The organism is Phytoactinopolyspora endophytica (genome assembly GCF_004138495.1).
In the GTDB taxonomy this organism is placed as follows: Bacteria; Actinomycetota; Actinomycetes; order Jiangellales; family Jiangellaceae; genus Phytoactinopolyspora; species Phytoactinopolyspora endophytica.
The window spans coordinates 430,402-448,816 of the sequence record NZ_ML142851.1; the positions used below are offsets into that span (position 1 = coordinate 430,402).

General features: G+C 67.6%; 18 protein-coding genes and 1 pseudogene. 12 read left to right on the plus strand and 7 right to left on the minus strand.

Features of this window, described 5'->3' with window-relative positions; translation table 11 throughout:
- A pseudogene (locus tag ELR45_RS37190) lies at positions 1-301 on the plus strand (LLM class F420-dependent oxidoreductase); the annotation flags it as partial.
- A gap of 99 nt (positions 302-400) precedes the next feature.
- Here the strand turns inward: ELR45_RS37190 and ELR45_RS07830 are convergent.
- A complete protein-coding gene (locus ELR45_RS07830; RefSeq protein ID WP_129664860.1) occupies positions 401-916 on the minus strand; it encodes an Lrp/AsnC family transcriptional regulator in 516 nt (171 codons plus the stop codon).
- A 60-nt stretch (positions 917-976) separates the two neighbouring features.
- Here ELR45_RS07830 and ELR45_RS07835 point away from each other — a divergent pair, with 60 nt between their 5' ends.
- A complete protein-coding gene (locus ELR45_RS07835) occupies positions 977-1,792 on the plus strand; it encodes a LysE family translocator (RefSeq protein WP_129664862.1) in 816 nt (271 codons plus the stop codon).
- A gap of 82 nt (positions 1,793-1,874) precedes the next feature.
- Here the strand turns inward: ELR45_RS07835 and ELR45_RS07840 are convergent, their stop codons facing one another.
- Complete coding sequence (locus ELR45_RS07840) at positions 1,875-2,615, minus strand: SDR family NAD(P)-dependent oxidoreductase (protein ID WP_129664864.1); 741 nt, start codon at positions 2,613-2,615, stop codon at positions 1,875-1,877.
- 98 nt (positions 2,616-2,713) lie between these two features.
- Here ELR45_RS07840 and ELR45_RS07845 point away from each other — a divergent pair, with 98 nt between their 5' ends.
- Positions 2,714-3,331: a TetR/AcrR family transcriptional regulator gene (locus ELR45_RS07845; RefSeq protein WP_129664866.1), complete on the plus strand. Its 618-nt coding sequence runs from the start codon at positions 2,714-2,716 to the stop codon at positions 3,329-3,331.
- Positions 3,332-3,377: 46 nt separating this feature from the next.
- Here the strand turns inward: ELR45_RS07845 and ELR45_RS07850 are convergent, their stop codons facing one another.
- Positions 3,378-4,064: a TetR/AcrR family transcriptional regulator gene (locus tag ELR45_RS07850; protein ID WP_129664868.1), complete on the minus strand. Its 687-nt coding sequence runs from the start codon at positions 4,062-4,064 to the stop codon at positions 3,378-3,380.
- A 78-nt stretch (positions 4,065-4,142) separates the two neighbouring features.
- On the opposite strand from ELR45_RS07850, the gene ELR45_RS07855 reads away from it, so the two are divergent.
- A complete protein-coding gene (locus ELR45_RS07855; protein WP_129664870.1) occupies positions 4,143-4,913 on the plus strand; it encodes an SDR family oxidoreductase in 771 nt (256 codons plus the stop codon).
- A 52-nt stretch (positions 4,914-4,965) separates the two neighbouring features.
- Positions 4,966-5,811, plus strand: a complete 846-nt coding sequence (locus ELR45_RS07860) for an endonuclease/exonuclease/phosphatase family protein (protein ID WP_129664872.1) — start codon at positions 4,966-4,968, stop codon at positions 5,809-5,811.
- Here the strand turns inward: ELR45_RS07860 and ELR45_RS07865 are convergent.
- Positions 5,738-6,463 carry an NUDIX domain-containing protein gene (locus ELR45_RS07865; protein ID WP_129664874.1) on the minus strand — a complete coding sequence of 242 codons (726 nt, stop codon included), beginning with the start codon at positions 6,461-6,463 and terminating at the stop codon, positions 5,738-5,740. The genes ELR45_RS07860 and ELR45_RS07865 overlap by 74 nt on opposite strands.
- Positions 6,464-6,708: 245 nt before the next feature.
- On the opposite strand from ELR45_RS07865, the gene ELR45_RS07870 reads away from it, so the two are divergent.
- Positions 6,709-7,728, plus strand: coding sequence for a type IV toxin-antitoxin system AbiEi family antitoxin domain-containing protein (locus ELR45_RS07870; protein ID WP_165367580.1), 1,020 nt, complete (start codon positions 6,709-6,711; stop codon positions 7,726-7,728).
- Positions 7,729-7,823: 95 nt separating this feature from the next.
- On the opposite strand, the gene ELR45_RS07875 is transcribed toward ELR45_RS07870, so the two are convergent.
- From ELR45_RS07875 to ELR45_RS07885, 3 genes are all read right to left on the minus strand, one after another.
- Complete coding sequence (locus tag ELR45_RS07875) at positions 7,824-8,588, minus strand: maleylpyruvate isomerase N-terminal domain-containing protein (RefSeq protein WP_129664878.1); 765 nt, start codon at positions 8,586-8,588, stop codon at positions 7,824-7,826.
- A gap of 169 nt (positions 8,589-8,757) precedes the next feature.
- A complete protein-coding gene (locus ELR45_RS07880) occupies positions 8,758-9,666 on the minus strand; it encodes a fumarylacetoacetate hydrolase family protein (protein WP_129664880.1) in 909 nt (302 codons plus the stop codon).
- The gene (locus ELR45_RS07885; protein WP_205856206.1) at positions 9,663-10,775 is read right to left on the minus strand and encodes a cupin domain-containing protein; all 1,113 of its coding nucleotides are present in this window, start codon (positions 10,773-10,775) and stop codon (positions 9,663-9,665) included. The genes ELR45_RS07880 and ELR45_RS07885 overlap by 4 nt, the downstream gene beginning before the upstream one ends.
- A 166-nt stretch (positions 10,776-10,941) precedes the next feature.
- Here ELR45_RS07885 and ELR45_RS07890 point away from each other — a divergent pair, with 166 nt between their 5' ends.
- From ELR45_RS07890 to ELR45_RS07920, 6 genes are all read left to right on the plus strand, one after another.
- Complete coding sequence (locus tag ELR45_RS07890) at positions 10,942-11,700, plus strand: IclR family transcriptional regulator (protein ID WP_129664882.1); 759 nt, start codon at positions 10,942-10,944, stop codon at positions 11,698-11,700.
- Between the two features lie 162 nt (positions 11,701-11,862).
- Positions 11,863-12,711, plus strand: coding sequence for a PaaX family transcriptional regulator (locus ELR45_RS07895; RefSeq protein WP_205856207.1), 849 nt, complete (start codon positions 11,863-11,865; stop codon positions 12,709-12,711).
- A gap of 196 nt (positions 12,712-12,907) precedes the next feature.
- Positions 12,908-13,129 carry a hypothetical protein gene (locus ELR45_RS07900; RefSeq protein ID WP_165367581.1) on the plus strand — a complete coding sequence of 74 codons (222 nt, stop codon included), beginning with the start codon at positions 12,908-12,910 and terminating at the stop codon, positions 13,127-13,129.
- Between the two features lie 47 nt (positions 13,130-13,176).
- Positions 13,177-14,775, plus strand: a complete 1,599-nt coding sequence (locus ELR45_RS07905) for a sodium:solute symporter family protein (protein WP_129664886.1) — start codon at positions 13,177-13,179, stop codon at positions 14,773-14,775.
- A 38-nt stretch (positions 14,776-14,813) separates the two neighbouring features.
- Positions 14,814-16,592: an FAD-dependent monooxygenase gene (locus ELR45_RS37195; RefSeq protein WP_205856208.1), complete on the plus strand. Its 1,779-nt coding sequence runs from the start codon at positions 14,814-14,816 to the stop codon at positions 16,590-16,592.
- The coding region (locus ELR45_RS07920; RefSeq protein WP_205856209.1) for an acetate--CoA ligase family protein at positions 16,589-18,415 on the plus strand (1,827 nt) is incomplete at its 3' end. The genes ELR45_RS37195 and ELR45_RS07920, both read left to right, overlap by 4 nt.

Sequence of the window (18,415 nt, forward strand, 5' to 3'; positions counted from 1 at the left end):
CAAACGCACCCTGCGGATCGCCGCACAGTATGCAGACGTGTGGAACACACCTGACGCCGATCCGGAGGAGGTCGCGGAGCTGTCGGCGGTGCTCGATGCACACTGCGCCGACGTCGGCCGGGACCCCACCGAGATCCGCCGGTCCAGCCAGCTGCGCTTCGAGGGCTCGGTCGACGATTTGGTGAGCAGGATCGAACAGCAGCGGGCGCTCGGCGTCAGCGAGATCGTCATCTACATTCCGCCGGGGAACGCAGTGGCAGATCTGGAACGTGTGACGACGGTGCTGCCCAACCTCCGGTGATCATCAACCGTTGACCCGGTGATGGTCCGGCTAGGGGTTGATGATCATGAGACGTGAACCGCCGTTCTTGACGGCCCAAGACGTCGCTCCCCAGCGACGCTAGCTTCGGCTCGGGCGTCGTGCCGCCGGGCTCGGCGTTGTGTCGGGGTACGGCCTCATGGACGTGGCGAGGGGACGGTCGAAGATCAGGTGGGTCTGGCAGTGGCCGACCTCTGGCCGGGCTGCCAGGTCGTCGACGATGAGCCGTTGCAGGTCGGTGCTGTCGATGACGGCGACGTGCAAGAAGAAGTCTTCGGGCCCGGAGACGTTGTACAGGGCCAGCGTCTCGGGTAGGGCGAGCACACCCGCCGTGAAGCTCTCGATCATGTCACGTCGGTGCGGGCGGAGCCGTACGGCGACAAAGGCCTGCAGCCCTCGTCCTACGGCCGCTGGATCGACGACGGCCCGGATTCCGGCGATCACCCCGGTGGCGCGGAGCCGTCGCACACGCTCGTGGCATGACGACGTCGGTAGCCCGACGCGGTCAGCCAGAGCCTTGTTGGTGATCGAGGCATCGTCCTGAAGGATGGCCAAGATCTGCCAGTCGACCGGATCAAGTTCAGCAGATTCGCTCATCATCCGGATTCTATCCGAGGTTCGTTGTGCACATCCGGACTGACTACCACGCTAAATCACATGTGGCCAGATCGATGGCCGGCCTTTGTCGGCGTCTTGGTGATCATTCTTTGTGTTCCGGGTCCTGACTTCTTCGTGATCGTGAGGCATTCCCTCACCGATGTCCGCGCGGGCATGCGAGCCGCAGCAGGCAACCTCACAGGCTTGCTTGTGCACACGGCGCTCGCGGCAGCCGGCGTGAGCACCCTGCTCGCGGCCAAGCCTGCGCTGCTTGGGGCAATCCGCCTTGCCGGCGCCGGCTATCTCGCTTGGCTCGGCGTGGTCGCCCTGCGCGCGTGCCTGCCCCGCTCGGGCGAGCCGAACGGGATGCGGCTTCGGCTGCCAGGGCGTCGCGCGAGCAAGGCATCGGGCACGCGAAGCACGCCGGAGACCGGAGTTACAGGCACGATGGATGCGATGCCCCCGGGCGGATGGGATCCGGGGTCGGACCTGCGAGGCGCTGGACCGGATGCCGCCTTTGGCGGTTCCGGGTTGGACGCGAGCGAGATGCCGGGCTCTGAGTGGGGTATGTCCGAGCGGAAGGCGCATCCCTTCCGTGACGGGCTGGCCACTAACCTTCTGAACCCGAAGGCGGTGCTGTTCTTCGTCGGTGTGATCCCGCAGTTCGTCTCGCCCGACGGCAGTGTCACCGTGCAGACCTTGTTCCTCGCGGCGACCACTCTCGCTTTCGTAGTGATGTGGTGGACCACCGTTGTCACGGTCGTCGGGCGTGGTATTCAGCCGCTGCTGGGGCCAGGCGCGGAGCGGATGTTCAACGGCGTGAGCGCCGTAGCCCTTCTCGGCCTGGCCGCGTCGTTCGTGGTGGCTGCCTTCTGATCTGAGCACAGCAGTGCCGCCGCGATCAGAACCACCCAGGCCATGGTCGTCTCCCTGTTCGAGTCGCCGGCAGAAGACCGGTTCACGCCGCGTATCCGCCGTCGACGGCGAACGACGCGCCGGTCACCCAGGCACCGTCCCCACCGGCGAGGAAGGCGACCATGCCGGCGACATCGTCACCTGTGCCGTACCGCCCGAGCGCGGTGTATGCACGCTCCTCCGCTGCCTCGGGACTGTCCGCCGGGTTCATCTCTGTGTCGGTGGGCCCAGGGTGGACGACGTTGGCGGTGATGCCGCGCGGGCCCAGGTCTCGTGCGAGCCCCTTGGTCAGTCCCGTCAACGCGGACTTGGTCATCGAGTAGAGCGTGACGCCGGCCGTAGGCACTCGTTCCGCGTAGCAGCTTCCGATGCTGATGATGCGCCCGCCGTCAGGCATGTGGGTGGCGGCCGCTTGGGCGGCCAGGAACACGCCGCGGACGTGTACGGCGAGGGCCTGGTCCACGTCGTTCAGCGTCACCTCCGCCAGTGGGCCGTTGGGAAAGATGCCGGCGTTCGCGACGAGAATGTCGAGCCGTCCGAGCGCCTGGACGGCTGTGGCGACGGACCCCGTCACGGCCTGCGGGTCGGCGCTGTCGGCCTCGATGGGCAGCGCCTTCTGGCCTTCCGCACGGATCCGGTCCGCTGTCTCGTCGGCTTTGCGGGTGGCCGATCGATAGGTGAAGGCGACATCGGCGCCGCCGCGGGCGAGCCGGGTGGCGATGGCCGCCCCGATTCCTCGGCTGCCGCCGGTGACTAGTGCGACCTTGCCCGATAGATCCGACACGTCAGACTCCAATTTTGTAGTGATCGATAAATAAACTAGTATCAAGTGCGTCGTCGATGTGTCAATGAGCCGCCGGCCCGGAGAAGGGGTGAACTGTCGTGGCTGAACGTGGCCGGCCTCGCCGGTTCGACCGAGCCGCCGCGCTGCGCCGGGCGATGGAGCTGTTCTGGGAACGCGGCTACGAAGGCACCTCCATCAGCGACCTGACGGGTGCCATGGGCATCAACGCACCGAGCCTGTACGCGGCATTCGGCGGTAAAGACGAGCTGTTCCGGGAAGCGGTGGCGCTCTACCGCGAGACCGACGGTTCGGCCACGGATCGCGCACTCTCCGGCGAGCCGACGGCGCGCGCTGCCGTCGAGGCCATGCTGCGCGGCAACGCCCACCTGCACGCGCGAGCGGATCGCCCTGGCGGATGCATGATGGTGCTGGCCGCGACCAACTGCAGCGAGAAGAACAACGAGATCCGCGACCATCTCGCGCAGATGCGTCGGCAGACCATCGTCGACATTGAGGCGCGGCTCCGGCGCGGCCAGTCCGACGGTGAGCTTCGGCCTGACGCAGACGCCCCGGCCATCGCGGCGTTCTTCGGAACCATCCTGCACGGGATGGCGGTCGAAGCGCGGGACGGTGCTTCCCGAGAACGGCTGGACTCCGTCGTGGACTCAGCGATGGTGGCGTGGGACGCTCTCGTCAGACGGGACGTGCCGACGTGACCACAGCGGGCCTGCGGCAGGGCCAACTGTGCGGTGAGGCGCCGGTTCAGTCGTCCTTGCCTTGGCCGTCGCCTTCGACGCTCACGACGGCGAACGCTTCATCGAGTTGCACGGCGGCGATACGGCCGTCGCGGTGGGTGCGCGGCCAGGCCAGCATCGCCGTGTCGGCGATCGTGTGCAGCTCGGCTTCCGTCGCGCGATCCCTCGCCCGCTGAGACATGCCCTGAAGCACGGCCGCGTAAAAGTTCGCCAGTGCCCGAGGATCGGTATCAGGCGGCAGCAGTCCCGCGGTGACGTCAGTGGCGATGCGGTCTGCCATGGCTGAGATGTTCCGCTCTCTGCGCTGGCGCAAGTCGGCGCGGACGTCTGCGGCCTGTGCGCCACAGTTGCTCGCGGCGCTGATGATCAGACATCCAGGTGGATGGCTGGGATCGGCATACGTGCGGGCCGCGGTGTGCAGCATCGCGCTGACCCCCTCACGAGCGGTAGTGGCCTCGTCGAACATCGCCGGCACGTCCATGCCGAATTGCGCCTGATAGTGCTCGACGGCCTGGGCGAACAAGGTGCGCTTGGAGCCGAATGCTGTGTACAGGCTGGACAGCGCGATACCCATAGCGTCGGTGAGGTCGTTGATCGACGTGGGCTCGAAGCCCTGCTCCCAGAAGACGCGCATGGCGCGATCTAGTGCGGCCTCCTCGTCGAAGGAGCGCGGTCGTCCCCGTTGGTTGGACATGACTGAATTTTAGAGTAGTCACTCCGCATCTGCTACGGTGACATATCTGTATCGTCCACTCCGGAAATGGAGATAGCTATGTCGAATCCGCTCAGCGGAAGGTCTGCCCTGGTCACCGGCGCGAGCAAGGGAATTGGCCGGGCTCTGGCCGTCCGCCTTGGCCGCGACGGGGCCGTTGTCGTCGCGCACTACAACAGTGACGCGGAGGGCGCAAAGGAAACGGTGCGTGAGATCGAACGCAACGGAGGCCGAGCCTTCGCTGTCCATACTGACCTAGCCGCCGGCGATTCACCCGAGTCCTTGCTGGCCGGTCTCGACGCCGAGCTCGGTGGCCCGACCGGTCGAGCCGAATTGGACATCGTCGTGCACAACGCTGGAATCGGTGAGTCCAGCGACCTCGAGAACCTCACGCTGACGGAGTACGAGCGCCTCTTCGCGGTCAACGTGCGGGCGCCACTGTTCTTGACCCAGCGCCTGCTGCCGCGGTTGCGCGACGGCGGCCGGATCGTCAACGTCTCCTCTGGCGTCGCTCGAATCGCGATGCCCGCGATACTGCCCTACGCCATGACTAAGGGTGCACTTGAGGTCTTCACCTTCCAGCTCGCGCAGCAACTCGGGCCGCGCAACATCACGGTGAACGCCGTGGCACCCGGCGTCGTTGTCAACGACCGGACCCACGCGCAGATGCGTGCCAACCCAGGGCTTGCCGACTATGCAGTCGAACTCTCCGCGCTCAAGCGACTCGGCGAACCCGAAGACATCGCCGGTGTGGTCGCGTTCCTGTGCTCGGACGACGGCCGATGGGTGACCGGGCAGGTGCTCGACGCCACCGGTGGCGCTCAGCTGTAGGACGCCCTGGCGGCAGCCGCGGCCGCTATCGCGTGCGGGATACTGGTGGTCGATGGCCACCGAGTTCCAGCCGATCGGTGCCGGGCCAGACGACTGTCTCATCGGGCCGGCACCGGGCGACGCTCTGCATGTGATGTCCTACAACCTGCGCTACCCCGCGAGTGATCCCGGGCACTTCTGGGCCGAGCGCCGGCCGGGCATGGCCGAGTTGCTGCGTCAGGAGCGGCCGACGGTCATCGGAACGCAGGAAGGCGTCGTCGACCAGCTTCGGAACCTCGCCGCAGATCTGCCGGACGGGTACGAGTGGATCGGCGAGGGCCGCAGGGGTGGGACGCGGGACGAGTTCACCGCCGTGTTCTACGACTCGCGGCGGCTGACGCCGCGTGGGCACAGGCACTTCTGGCTTTCCGACACGCCCGGCGTCGTGGGCTCCACGACGTGGGGCAACAGGATCCCGCGCATGGTGACGTGCGTGCGATTCGCCGACGAAGTGACGGGACGCGAGCTCATGGTGGTGAACACCCACCTCGACCACGCGTCTGAGCGCGCACGGGTGCGGGGTGCGGAGCTCCTCGCCTCGACCGTGCAGTCCTTCGACCCGCTTCCGGTGATCGTGACCGGTGACTTCAACGCTGTGGCCGAACGCAGTGACGCCTACCGACGGCTGCTCGCGACGGCGAAGCTTCGCGACGCGTGGCTGGAGGCGAAGGAACGGCGCACGCCCGCTTACTCGACGTTCACGGGTTATCGGGCGCCGATGATCGACGGCGACCGCATCGACTGGGTCCTGACCACGCCGGACGTGGTGGCGGAGGCGGCCGCGATCAACCCGTCCGCCCCGGGCGGATGCGCGCCGTCGGACCACCTTCCTGTCCAGGCCCTGCTCCGTCTGCCCTAGGCGCGGCCGCACTGCAGGCACCGGCACATCCGTATTCGTCGGCTTCCGCTGATTGCCAGGCGGCCAGAAGCTTGTGTACGAAGCGGTGCATGTGGGGGTCCAACGAGTCGACGGACTCGTCCAGCACCTCGTTCGGTGAGAGCCACCGGATGGCCGAGAATTCGCTCGCGTCGTAGTGCGTGACGGCATCAACGTCGGCGTGCAGGACGTACCAAAGTGACACGTCGGTGTGCTGGTTTTCGGGAGGACGAGTGCGAGTGACGGTGACGAAGAACGGCCGATCTCCGGCGATGCTCGATGGCGCCGCCGGGATGTGCAATTCCTCAAGGCACTCACGTAGCACCGTGTCCCACGGGTCTTCGGCGGGTTCCACGTGACCCCCGCTAGGCAACCACAATCCGGCCTTCCGGTGGGCCACAAGCAAGAGTGTGCCGCGTACTTCGTCGAGTACGACGAAGTAGCTCACCAAGTGCATAGGCGGCACGTCGGGTTTGCGCACCCGGTACAAGGGAGCGCCACTGCTGATCCACTCCGTGGCGTCGCGCAGGTGCGCGCGTTCTTGGTCGTCCCACGGTTCGATCTCGTGCAGCAGATCCAGCAGGTGAGCACGTAGAGCTGTTTCAGGAGCGCTTCGCGCGTCACCGGTGGCCATGCCCGTCATGATGGCAAGCCCCACTGACAGCCCGGGTCGTTAGGCGTACCGCTTGTTGAGTGTCAGTTGCGCATAGAGGCCGCTATGAGGGCCGTTGACGCAACTAGCACTCAAGAAGCAACGGCGAGTCCTTCACATTCCACACACTCACGGCGCCTGTGGACAGTGGCAGGTGGCGGCCCACGGTTATCCACAGTTGCCGGAAACAATCGTCATCGGCCGGGTGCTCTCGTGATCATGGCTGGGTGCCATCGCGTATCCATCGTCTGCCCGGCGACGTGGAACGGCTGCTCGCCGCGGGACGCGGGCTTTTCAGCGTGCAGGCAGCGGCGGATGCCGGCATCGACCGGGGACGGCTCGCGCGTCTCCTCCGGAGCGGACTGTTGGTCCGTCTCGCGCATGGAACGTACGCGTCGCTCGAAGCGTACGAGGCCATGCCGCCGTGGCCGGCGTTCGCGATGCGTTCCCGGGCCTTCACCGCGGCGTGCGGTCCTCCTGCGCACGCGGCCGGGTGGTCGGCCGTCGCGATCCACGAGCTGCCCACTATCGGTCCGCCACCTGATCTGCCGTCGGTCGCGGTCCCGCAGGGAGCGGCTGCGTCGGGTGACTTCGCGTTCGGTCAGGTACGGTCCGTCCTACTTCCGGCCGACCACCGCATCGAGGTGGACGGATGCCCTGTCGTGTCGGTGGCTCGGGCCGTCATCGATGTCGGTCGGACGGCTCCGCGTGACCAGGCGTTAGTGCTCGCCGATGCGGCGATAGCGCTCCGAACCGGTCGCGACGAGCTCCGGGCCGTCCTTGCCGACATGTATGGCTGGCCCGGTTCGGCCGAGGCGCGCTGGGCTGTCGACCACGCCGATCCGTACTGCGAGTCCGCGCTGGAGACCTTGGGCCGGCTGACGTTCATCGAGCACGGCCTGCCGGTTCCCGTGTCGAATCCATGGATCGACCTCGGCGCCGTGCGGTACCGAGCCGACCACCTCCTCGACGACCGGTGGCTGGTCTTCGAAGGTGATGGCGACCTCAAATACAACGATCGTCCTGACGCTGCGCACATCATCCGGCAGCAGCGCGAACGTGAATGGCGGCTGCGCGAGGAAGGTTTCGAGATCGTCCGGTACGGCTGGGACATGGCCCGCTACCAACGCGCGAAGCTGTCCGACCGGTTCCGGCAGGTCATCGCGGACCGTTCGCCTCGGGTCCGCCCGTACCCGTGGTACCGCGAACGAGGCGTATATCGGCGCGCGAGATCGAGTCCCGGTTAGCCGCCGTTGCTTCTTGAGTGCTAGTTGCGTCAACGGCCCTCGTAGCGGCCTCTATGCGCAACTGACACTCAAGAAGCGAGCGTTGGTGCGGCGTATTAGATCCAGGGCGGCAGGTCGGGGGGAGCTTCCGCCCCGCTCACGGTGAGGTTGTCTGCCGACGCACGTCCGGTCAGCCACGCGGCGAGGTCGGCCAGGTCTCCGCTGACCACCACGGATCCGGAGCCCCTGCCGCTGTCGGCCGGATCGGTGCGTGCGTTGCCCGCGTCCACTCCGTCGACGGTCCACGTGCGGCCGGTGCCGGTGGCCTCGACCGTCAGCCCGGTGGCCTCGCCACGGCGGCCGAACATGGCGACGACGTCGCTGACCAGGGCATCGAGCAGATCATCGGGGAACTGCCGGTAGGACACGTTCTCCGGGTCGAGGTCGAAGGCATGGATCCAGACCTCCCTGGTGCGCATCCAGATGATCTCCCGGGCCGGCACGGCACGTCCCTGGGCTGTGCGAACCGTGGCGTCCCAGGCGGCGTCCGGCATCGCGTCCAGTGCTTTGGCGAGGTCGGCCGCCGAGCTGTGCACGTACGCGACCAGCTCGCCGAGCGGCCGCTTGGCGCCCTCCTCGATCTCGGCATCACGTGCCTCCTTGCTCGCGTACATCGGCGTCTCGACGCCGGTACGCGCCCAGCGCACGAGCCGTTGCAGTGCCTCCGCGTTGAACGCGATATGGGCGAGAAGATGTCCCCGGCTCCATCCGTCCAACCCCGGCACCGGCGCTGCTCCGGCGGCCGGGCCGTCGACCGGCAAGGCGTCGACCCGCTCGAGCAACAGAGCGGTCCCGTCGTCCATCCAGGCGCGTGCGTTCATGGTGCTCCCGTGTTCGTGTGTGCGACTCGTGTGGTCAGTATGCAGTCCCGACCGGACCCGCGAGTACCCCGCCGCGGGCGGCGACGTGGTCGCGAAGGGACGTACATCGTCGACCGGGCCCAGGCGTGCGGATCAGGTCTCACGAGCGGTGATCCGCGCAGTCGGCGCGTCAGGTCGCCGTCACGGTGTTACGGAGTTCGCCGATGGCGTCGATCCGGGTCACCAAGATTGACCCCTTGGCGAGGTAGCGCTTCGGATCGCGGGCGTGACCAACACCGCCCGGGGTTCCGGTGGCGATCACGTCGCCGGGGTTCAAGGTCAGTATCTGTGACGCATAAGCAAGCAACTGCTCGGGGGAGAAGACCAGATCTCGGGTGTTGGCCTGCTGCATCACCTCGCCGTCCAGCTCACAGACGAGGTCCAGGGCGACATCGCTGCCGAGCTCGTCCGGCGTCACCATGACCGGGCCGAACGGCGTCGTCCCCTCGAACGTCTTGCCCTGCAGCCATTGAGGCGTGCGGTACTGCCAGTCCCGCATCGTCACGTCGTTCAGGACCGCGTAACCGGCGATGGCCGCCGCTGCCTCGTCGGCGCTGGAACGACGTAGCCGGCTCCCGACGACGACGGCCAGCTCGGCCTCCCAGTCGACGGCGTCCGGTGCCTCGGGCGGCAGTTCGATGTCGTCGTGGGCGCCGATGAGTGCCTCGGCGAACTTCGCGAAGAAGGTGGGATGCGCCGGTAGGTCTCGGCCCATCTCGCGGATGTGTGGGGCATAGTTGAGTCCGACGCAGATGATCTTGCCTGGGCGGGGGACCACCGGAGCGTACGACGGGCCGTCGGTGTACTGGCGGCCCGGAGTGTGCGGGCTACCCGCCGCACCGGCTCGAACGGCAGAACCGTCGGATGGTTGTGCGTCAGGGAGAGCGAGCCGCTCGCCGTCGACGCCGGCCACCCAGCGTCGCCAGTCTCGCCGGGCCAGCACGGCTCCGACGTCGGGTACTCCCAGGTCGACGCCGTGTTCACCTTCGATGCGGACCGCTGTTGTGCGGTCGGGCAGTCTGAGCGTGGCCAGCTTCACGAACGGCTCCCATCGGTGCGGTCGACCTCGACGCGGTCCTGGTGCAGGCGTTCGAAGATCGGCGTGTCGGAGAAGCGGAACAGGTCGAGCTCGGTTTCGGCCTGGACGGACAGGGTGACCCACGATGGGACGACGAACAGGTCCCCGGTGCCGACGCGGTGCTCGACGTCGCCGAGGACGACCGTGCCCTCTCCGTTGAACACCTGGAACACGGCCGACCCGACTTCGCGCCGGCCGGCCGTCTGGTGGCCCGCCCGGACCCGGTGGAACTCGGCACGGATCGTCGACATCACGTCTGCGCCGGTCGTGGGGTTGGTGTAGCGGACGGCCGCATGCCCCGGTTCCACGGTGACCGCGAAGCCCTCGTCCTCCAAGGCGAGCTGTTCGCTGAGTGCCCGGTCGGTGTACTCCCACCGGTAGGCGGGGATGGGGGAGTTGTGCTGCGGCTCGAGAGCGCTGAGCGGGCGCAGGCCCGGGTAGCACCACAGCCGTTCCGCGCGGGAGCGTTCCGGTGTCTCGCGGGTGGAGACCTCGTCCGGTCCGAACTCGAAGAATGCGGTGTCCGTGTAGTGCACGAACGGAATGTCCAGGCCGTCGATCCAGGCCATCGGGGCGTCGGTGTCGTTGTGGTGCCCGTGGAAGTTCCAGCCGGGGGTGAGCAGGAAGTCGCCGCGGCGCATCGCCACCGGATCGCCGTTGACGACGGTCCATACCCCTTCGCCCTCGACGACGAACCGGAACGCGTTCTGGGTGTGCCGGTGCTCGGGCGCGGTCTCCCGAGGGCCGAGGTACTGGATCGCGGCCCACAGCGTGGGGGTGGCATACGGCCGGCCGCTGAGGCCGGGATTCGCCAGCGCGATCGCCCGACGTTCGCCGCCCCGGCCGACCGGGACCAGATCACCGGACTTCGCCGCCAACGGGTGCAGTGTCGACCATCGCCAGAGGTGCGGCTGCGCGCTCGACGACGGCGCCATCGGCATCAGGTCACCGATCTCTTTCCACAGTGGGATGAGATGTTCGGCGTCGAACGCGTCGTAGAGTGCGCGCAGCTCGGGCGTGTCCTCGGGCTCGTTGTGCGCGGTGATCGGTTGGTCGATGAGCTCAGACATCGTGACCCTCCCTCTCTGCGGTTTCCGGCAAGGCTTGGCCGCGTGACGAACCGAGGATCATGTGGGTGGCTGATGAGCGGTCCATGACCAGGGCGCGGCTATCGGCGAAGGCTCGTTTCCAGCGACCCTACTGGCGCAACGCCGCATAGCAGAACATAATTCTGCTATGGAGAATCCTGGTCGTCCTTCGTACGCGCTCGGCTCGGTCGACAACGCGCTGCGGCTCATCTTGCTGTTGCGCGAAGGCGAGCTGGGCGTGAGTGACGCCGCCGATACCTTGGGCGTTGCCCGCTCCACCGCGCACCGCCTGCTGTCGATGCTCGTCTATCGGGGCTTTGCCGAGCAGAGCGAAGACCGTCGTTATCGTCTCGGGGCTGTCCTGTCAGGTGCGGAGCAGGCGTCCGGGCTGCCGGCCCGGTACGCGCAGCTGCGCTGGGTTGCGCATCCGCACATGAGCGCGCTCGCCGCGCGGGTCCGGGAGACGGTCAACCTCTCGGTCCTCGCCGGCTCGCGGGTGCGGTTCATCGACTCCGTGGAGTCGACGCAGATGCTGCACATCGGGTCCCGCACCGGCATGTCGCTACCGGCGGCACGCACGTCGGGAGGGAAGGCGATGCTCGCCGAGCTGACCGACGACGAGGTCCGGTCGCTGCACGAGGCGGCAGCCGAGCCGGTAGACCTCGACGTTCTCTTCCGCGAGCTGGGCGAGGTGCGTCGTCGCGGTTGCGGCATCAATGCCGAGGAGACCGAACCCGGCATCAGGGCGGTCGGTGCCACGCTTCACTCCGACGGGCGGGCCGTGGCCGCCGTGGCCGTCGCCGCACCGGCCCAACGGCTCACCGACCGCGTGGTGTCGACCGTCGTTCCCCATCTGAAAGCTGCCACCGCACGGATCGACGAAGAACTCGCTCATTGGGCCGTGTGAGGCCTCCCTCGCACAGCGGGCGCAGGGCTGCAAAGCCCGGATGCCGTCGAGGGTTTGTGTGTCGCCGTGGCCGGCCGGAAGGTGGGCCTGTCGTGGGACGGCCGCAGGGAATGCTCCAGAAGGGCGACGTCGCGCCCGCGGTCGGATCGATATGCTTCACTTGTGCAACGAGCGTTGGAAGAGCGAAACGGCGATGCGGGCATGCGGCCCCGGTCGATCGTGTTCGACCTCTTCGGTGACTACATCCGTTACCGTGGCGGGTCGGTTCGGCTTCGCGCGCTGAGCGCGCTGATGAGCTGCTTCGGTATCGGCGACAGCACCGTCCGCGTGGTAATGACCCGGCTGCGCAAGGAAGGCTGGTTCGATGCCAGCAAAGACGGTCGTGAGACGTCCTACTCGCTCAACAGCCGCAGCTTCCAGTTGCTCGACGAGGGCCGCGATCGAATCTTCAACCGGGTGCGTACCCCATGGGACCGTCGTTGGTACATGGTGATCTACTCGGTGCCCGAGACCGACCGCGGCGTACGCGATCGGGTCCGTAAGGAGCTCGCCTGGCTGGGTTTCGGCCCGCTGGCATCGTCGACCTATGTCTCCCCGCATGACCGGCTGCAGCAGGTCCGGGAACACTTCGCGGACGAGTCGGCAGTGCGCCTGGACATGCTGCGCTGCGAGTCGTCCGGGCTCACGGTCGATCGGGAGATGGCGGCGCGGTGCTGGGACCTCGACACTCTCAACGCCGACTACAACGAGTTGCTCGTGACCTACCAGCCGCGGATGCGACGGTATCGCGACGGCGCGCTCTCGCCCAGGGATTCGCTGATCGAGCGGATGCAGCTGACCTACGACTACCGCAAGTTCCCGTTCCGTGACCCCGACCTGCCGGTCGAGCTCCTCCCCGAGCGCTGGGCGGGTCGAACGGCGCACGACATGTTCATCGAGGCGCACGACCTGTTGCAGGCGCCGGCCGAGCAGTACGTCGACGAGGTCGTCGGCGCCTCAGGGACGCGCTGAAGAACTCAGCAACCCGGCTCCCTGGCCACCCTCGCCGAGAAGATCCGCAGCCACCCTCCGGGGTGTCCTCGGTTCGCGCCGGTGCTTGTCCTGACCACTTTACGTTTCACTATTGACACGACCGCGTCCGGAGTGTTCTATATCGGACACGCCCTCATCGTGGCGTCACGCACACACCGACTCAGGGAGGATCTCCATGGGACCTAGAGGCCGCGTGAACAGGCGCATGTTGGCGGCGGGTGCCATCGTGCTCGCCATGGTGGCGCTCCAATGGATCGGCTGGATGGGTTCCTCGGTGGAGCCGGTGATCCTCGGGATACCCGTCCAGTTCTCCTACTTCGTCGGCTACGCCGGCCTCTCGGTCATCGCGCTCTGGGGTGTGTTCCGCCTGATCTGGCCGCCTGACCCGTCGGAGTAGCGAACAGAACCGACTTCTGGACACACTGAGACCTTCGGAGGAACACCATGTCGCACACCGCGATCGTGCTTGCAGGTGCCGCCGTGTTCGTCATCCTGATGATCCTGCTGGGCCGGGCAGCAGCCGGCAAGACCAGCATGAACACCGAGAGCTACTTTCTCGCCAATCGAGGGCTGAAGCGGTTCGTGCTGTTCGCGGCGATCTTCGGAACCAACATGACGGCTTTCGTCATGCTCGGCCTGCCTGGCGTGGCGTACCACACCGGCATCGGCACCTGGGCGATGCTGGCCGGGCCGCTGTTGTTCGTGATGCCGCTGTCGTTCTATTTCGGCTACCGCTGCTGGCTGGTGGCCCGTCGCTACGGCTACGTCACACCGGTCGAGTTCTACCGGGAGCGATTCGCCAGCGACGGACTCGCCATCTTGATGTTCCTCGGCTTCGTCGGCTGGACGGTTCCGTACGTCCTTACCGGCGTCATGGGCGGTGGCCGGGCCATGGAGAGCTTCACTGACGGTGCGGTGCCGTTCTGGCTGGGTGCGCTGGCGGTGACCGTCGTGGTGGCCTACTACACCTGGGCCGGCGGGATGAAGGGGACGGCGTGGACCAACACCGCGCAGGCGCTGCTGTTCATGGCGTTCCTCGCGCTGACGGTGGTCCTCGTCCCGAGGGCGTCCGGCGGCGTCGGCCGGATCGCCGACTCGCTTCGGGATGAACAGCCGGAGTTGCTGGTCCGGCCGTGGGAGGGCGCCTTCAGCTACGGAGCGACCGTCAGCCAGTTCATCCTGTTCTCGTTCATCATCTTCGCCTTCCCGTTCGTATGGATCCGGATGATCTCGGCACAGTCCGCCCGTGACCTGCGGGTTTCCGGTATTGCCTACCCGGTCGCCACTGTGCTGACGTGGGGGCCGGCCATCTTGCTCGGGCTGTGGGGAGCGTCGCTGGTGCCGGGCCTGGTGGGTGCCGAAGCCGACTCGATCATCTTCATCCTCACCGGTCAGCTGCTGCCGAGCTGGGTGAGCGCGTTCGGTCTGGTCGCTCTCCTGGCCATTGTCATGTCCTCCATGGACGCGCAGATTCTGACCGTGAGCAACATGCTCAGCAGGGACATAGTCGCCCGGTACCGGCGGGAGTCGAGCCCGGCATCCCAGGTCCGCTACGCGCGTGTCTTCGTGCTGGCGCTGCTCGCCCTCGTCTACGGCATCTCCTTGCTTGAGCTTCCGGGCATCTTCGATATAGCTCAGTTCGCGTTCACCGGCTTCGCCGTCTTCTACCCGTTGCTGATCGCCGGCATCTTCTGGCGACGTGCGACGAAATGGGGCGCCATGGCCAGCCTCGTCGTCGGTCAGGCGCTCGCGATCACCGGCTACCTGGACTGGTACCCCACGGTGGGCGGCCTGCAGCCGGTGTTCTGGGGTGTGCTGATCGGCGCGGTCGTGTTGGTCGCGGTCAGCCTGGCCACGCCTCGGCAGGACGAGGCCGCCGAGCGGTTCCACGCCGTATGGGATGAGCTCAGAACGGGCAGGTCCGCTGCTCGTGCCGTCCACGCCACCCTCGGCGACGCTCCGCCCGTCCAGTCCACTCTCGGCGACTCCGCTTCACACGAGGCGGCCCATAGCGCAGCGCATGACGATGGACGGATGGCGTAGCAATGACGTACTCGTCGTCGACCCGGAGGCAGAAGCCCATGGTTTCCAGGATCGCGTGCGTGGGCGGTGGCCCCGGTGGGCTGTTCTTCGCCACGCTGGTCAAGCAGGCACATCCGTCGGTCGAGGTCACGGTGTTCGAGCGGAACCGGCCGGAGGACACGTTCGGCTTCGGCGTGGTCTTCTCCGACGCGACGCTGGCCGGGATCCACGAGGCCGATCCAGTGCTGAGGCAGGGTCTTGCCGAACATGGGCACCATTGGGACCGCATCGAGGTGCGGCTCAAGGGAGAACGGGTGCGGTGTGGTGGCAATGGGATGGCCGCGATCCACCGCAAGACCTTGCTCACGTTGCTGCGACGGCGCGCCGTGGAGGCCGGCGTCGACCTCCGGTTCCAGGCCGAGGTGCCGGGTGATCCCGGACAGCTCGCCGACTACGACCTGATCGTCGCCGCCGACGGAGCGAACTCCCAGTTCCGTCACCGGCTCGCCGACGTACTGGTGCCCGAAGTCGAGGTCGCGACGGCCAAGTTCATCTGGTTTGGCACGACCTACATGTTCGACGGCCTGACCTTTGTACATGAGCGTGGTCCGCACGGCGTCTTCGCCGTGCACGGCTATCCGATCAGCGACGACGTCAGCACATTCATCGTGGAGACGGACGAGCAGACCTGGCGGACGGCCGGGCTGGACGAGTTCGACGTGAGCCAGCCGCCCGGTGCCAGTGACGAGAAGAGCAAGCAGTACCTGGAGAAGCTCTTCGCCGCGCAGATCGACGGTCACGAGCTGCTCGCGAACAACTCGCGGTGGGCCAACTTCCGCACCTGGCGCACCCACCGCTGGCACGCCGGCAACGTGGTCCTGCTCGGTGACTCCGCGCACACCGCACACTTCTCGGTCGGCTCCGGCACCAAGATGGCCATGGAAGACGCGATCACACTGGCACACAGTCTGAACGAACACCCTGACGACCTCGCCACCGCGCTCGGCGCCTACGAGGCGGAGCGGCATCCGGCGGTGGAGAAGATCCAGGGTTCGGCCCGGCCCAGTCTCTCCTGGTGGGAGAACTTCGGCCGCTACCACGATGCTTTCGAGCCGCTCCAGTTCGCGTTCCACTTCCTCTCGCGCAGCATCGGGAAAGCCAAGCTCGCACGTCGCGATCCGGAGTTCGTCGACCAGGTGGAACGGGCGTGGCTAACAGCGGCCGGCGGCTTGACGGGTCGCGCAGATTGGGCCGAAGGATCACCAGGCGGCGGGTTGCGTCGAGTGCATCAGGCCCGGTCGGTCTGTGGCCCGGCTGGGCTTGAGCCTGGTGATTCCTTCGCCCAATCTGCGCGACCCCTGAGCCCGCTGGAGACGCCGCTACGGCTGGACGGGTTGACGATCAGCGGACGCCAGGTGTCGGTCGAGCGCCTTCCCGACGGCGATCTCATGACCGGGCCCGATGGGATCCGTGTTCCGCTACGGACCATCGACCAGGTCGACGCGGACCAGGACGACGGCGCAGGATCGGAGCAGGGCCGGGGCCAGGACGCCGGCATCTATGGCCTGTGGCTAGCCGCGCCGGACAGCGAAGCCGGTCTACCCGAGGTCTTCGCCCGGCTGGCGGATGCCGTCCGAGGTGGATCGCCGCTGGTGGTGGCGGTCCACGGCGGAACGCCGCTCACCCGATCTCTGCTGGCGGAGGAAGCACGGCTGGTCCACGGTGTTCCGGTGCTGATGGTGGAGGAAGCCATGGAAGCCGACCGTGCCCAGACACTGCTGCTGTCCGGCCGCGCTGACCTGGTCGGATCACTACGGGGTGGGGAGACACCAGCGTGAACTCTGATCTAAGAGACTCTGGCGAGAGGGACGCCGGTGAGGAGAGGGAAACGGGGTCGCTCAACCCGTTGTTCGCTCCCGGCGGCGTGGCCGTGGTCGGTGCGTCACGCCAGGACGGCAAGCTTGGCGCGGTCATGGCGCGCTCGCTCACGACATACCCTGGCGGCTGCGCTCTGGTGAACGCGCGACGTCCAGACCCCGACGCGGGCGTGTTCGTCTCAGTGGCCGAGGCCGCTGAGCGCACCGGACGTCGGCCCGATCTTGCTGTGCTGTGCGTGCCCGCGTCCACCTGCGCCGATGCGCTCGCGGATGCCGCGGCGGCGGGATGCCGGGCGGCGCTGGTGTGTGCGGGCGGGTTCGGTGAGGCCGGCGAGGCGGGCCTCGAATACGAGCGAGCGCTGCGCCGGGTGGTCGCCGACACCGGCATCCGGCTGGTTGGGCCGAACACGTCGGGCTTCCTGGCGCCACACCTCGACCTCACCGCTAGCTTCGTGCCCGGCGTCGCTCAGGTTCCGGCCGGCGACGTCGCCGTCGTGGCTGCCAGCGGGGGTGTCAATCATGCGCTGGCGTTCGACCTGGCCAACGCCGGCAATGGGATCAGCCTCGCCGTCGGCATCGGCGCCGGACTCGACGTCACGGCGGCAGACGTTCTCGACCACTTGGTCGATGACCGGCGAACCACCGCGGTTGCGCTACATGTGGAGACCGTCCCCGACGGCCGGCGTCTTGTGTCGGCAGTATCCCGGCTTGCGGCGGTGAAGCCGGTCGTCGCGCTCGTCGTCGGTCAGACCGACGTCGGCGACTTCGCCCGTTCCCACACCGGTGCGCTGGCCACATCGTGGCGAACCACCCGGGCGGCCCTCCGGCAGGCGGGAGCCGTACTGGTCGACGACGAACGCGAGATGGTGGATGCGCTCACCGCACTCTCGCGGGTGCGGCTGCGACCGCATCCTGACCCGGGGCTCGGTATCGTCACGGCGCAGGCCGGCCCTGGTTTGCTGCTCGCCGACCGGGCGGGCACCGACGGGGTCCGCGTGCCCGAGCTGGCTGCGGCCACGCAGGCCGGTCTCGGCGAGCTGCTGCCGCCGCTGACCTATCAGCGCAATCCGGTCGACACCGGCCGGCCCGCCGAGACCTTCCATCGTGTGCTGGGCCAGGTTGCCGCGGACCCTGGTGTGGATCTGATCGCTGTCTATGCGCTCGATGAGCCGGACAGCGTCGACGTGGTGGCTGCGGCTCAGGACGCGGGCCTGGGCGGTGAGGTGCCGGCCGTGGTGGCCGTCGGTGGTCTGCATGACCAGGTCGCCGAGCAGCGAAACCGGTTGCACAAGCTAGGCATCCCCACGGTCACGGGGCCGGCTGCCGCAAGCAACGCGGTCCGCGCGTTGGTCGCCGACTCGGCGCAGCATGCGAGGAGGGACCGGCAGCACGGCGGCCGGAGGGCCGCACGTCCGGTATCCACATTGCCGTCCGGTCCGTTGGACGAGCACGCGGCCAAGCTGTTCCTAGGGTCACTCGGCATACGGACGCCGAGCCGCGTCACGTGCGACACCCGGGAGCACGCGCACCACGCCCTCGCCGAGCTGGGCGCGCCGGTGGCGGTCAAGGTTCTCGACGCGACGATCCTGCACAAGACCGAGGCCGGTGGTGTCCACTTGAACGTGCGCACACCCGACGAGCTTGACCGGGCGCTGGACGCGATCGGGCCGGGGCGGTATCTCGTGGAGGCGATGGCGCCGTCGGGAATCGACCTGATGATCGGGGTGCGGCGGGATCCGGTCTTTGGGCCTGTCGTGCTGGCGGGGGTGGGCGGTACCGCCCAC

Excerpts from the sequence above, each read along its gene's own strand:
- ELR45_RS07890 (WP_129664882.1), top strand. The coding sequence starts at position 10,942 with ATGGAGAATCCTGGTCGTCCTTCGTACGCGCTCGGCTCGGTCGACAAC.
- ELR45_RS07855 (WP_129664870.1), top strand. The coding sequence starts at position 4,143 with ATGTCGAATCCGCTCAGCGGAAGGTCTGCCCTGGTCACCGGCGCGAGC.
- ELR45_RS07830 (WP_129664860.1), bottom strand. The coding sequence starts at position 916 with ATGAGCGAATCTGCTGAACTTGATCCGGTCGACTGGCAGATCTTGGCC.
- ELR45_RS37195 (WP_205856208.1), top strand. The coding sequence starts at position 14,814 with ATGGTTTCCAGGATCGCGTGCGTGGGCGGTGGCCCCGGTGGGCTGTTC.
- ELR45_RS07860 (WP_129664872.1), top strand. The coding sequence starts at position 4,966 with ATGGCCACCGAGTTCCAGCCGATCGGTGCCGGGCCAGACGACTGTCTC.
- ELR45_RS07905 (WP_129664886.1), top strand. The coding sequence starts at position 13,177 with ATGTCGCACACCGCGATCGTGCTTGCAGGTGCCGCCGTGTTCGTCATC.
- ELR45_RS07885 (WP_205856206.1), bottom strand. The coding sequence starts at position 10,775 with ATGTCTGAGCTCATCGACCAACCGATCACCGCGCACAACGAGCCCGAG.
- ELR45_RS07875 (WP_129664878.1), bottom strand. The coding sequence starts at position 8,588 with ATGAACGCACGCGCCTGGATGGACGACGGGACCGCTCTGTTGCTCGAG.
- ELR45_RS07900 (WP_165367581.1), top strand. The coding sequence starts at position 12,908 with ATGGGACCTAGAGGCCGCGTGAACAGGCGCATGTTGGCGGCGGGTGCC.
- ELR45_RS07835 (WP_129664862.1), top strand. The coding sequence starts at position 977 with ATGTGGCCAGATCGATGGCCGGCCTTTGTCGGCGTCTTGGTGATCATT.
- ELR45_RS07865 (WP_129664874.1), bottom strand. The coding sequence starts at position 6,463 with ATGGCCACCGGTGACGCGCGAAGCGCTCCTGAAACAGCTCTACGTGCT.
- ELR45_RS07850 (WP_129664868.1), bottom strand. The coding sequence starts at position 4,064 with ATGTCCAACCAACGGGGACGACCGCGCTCCTTCGACGAGGAGGCCGCA.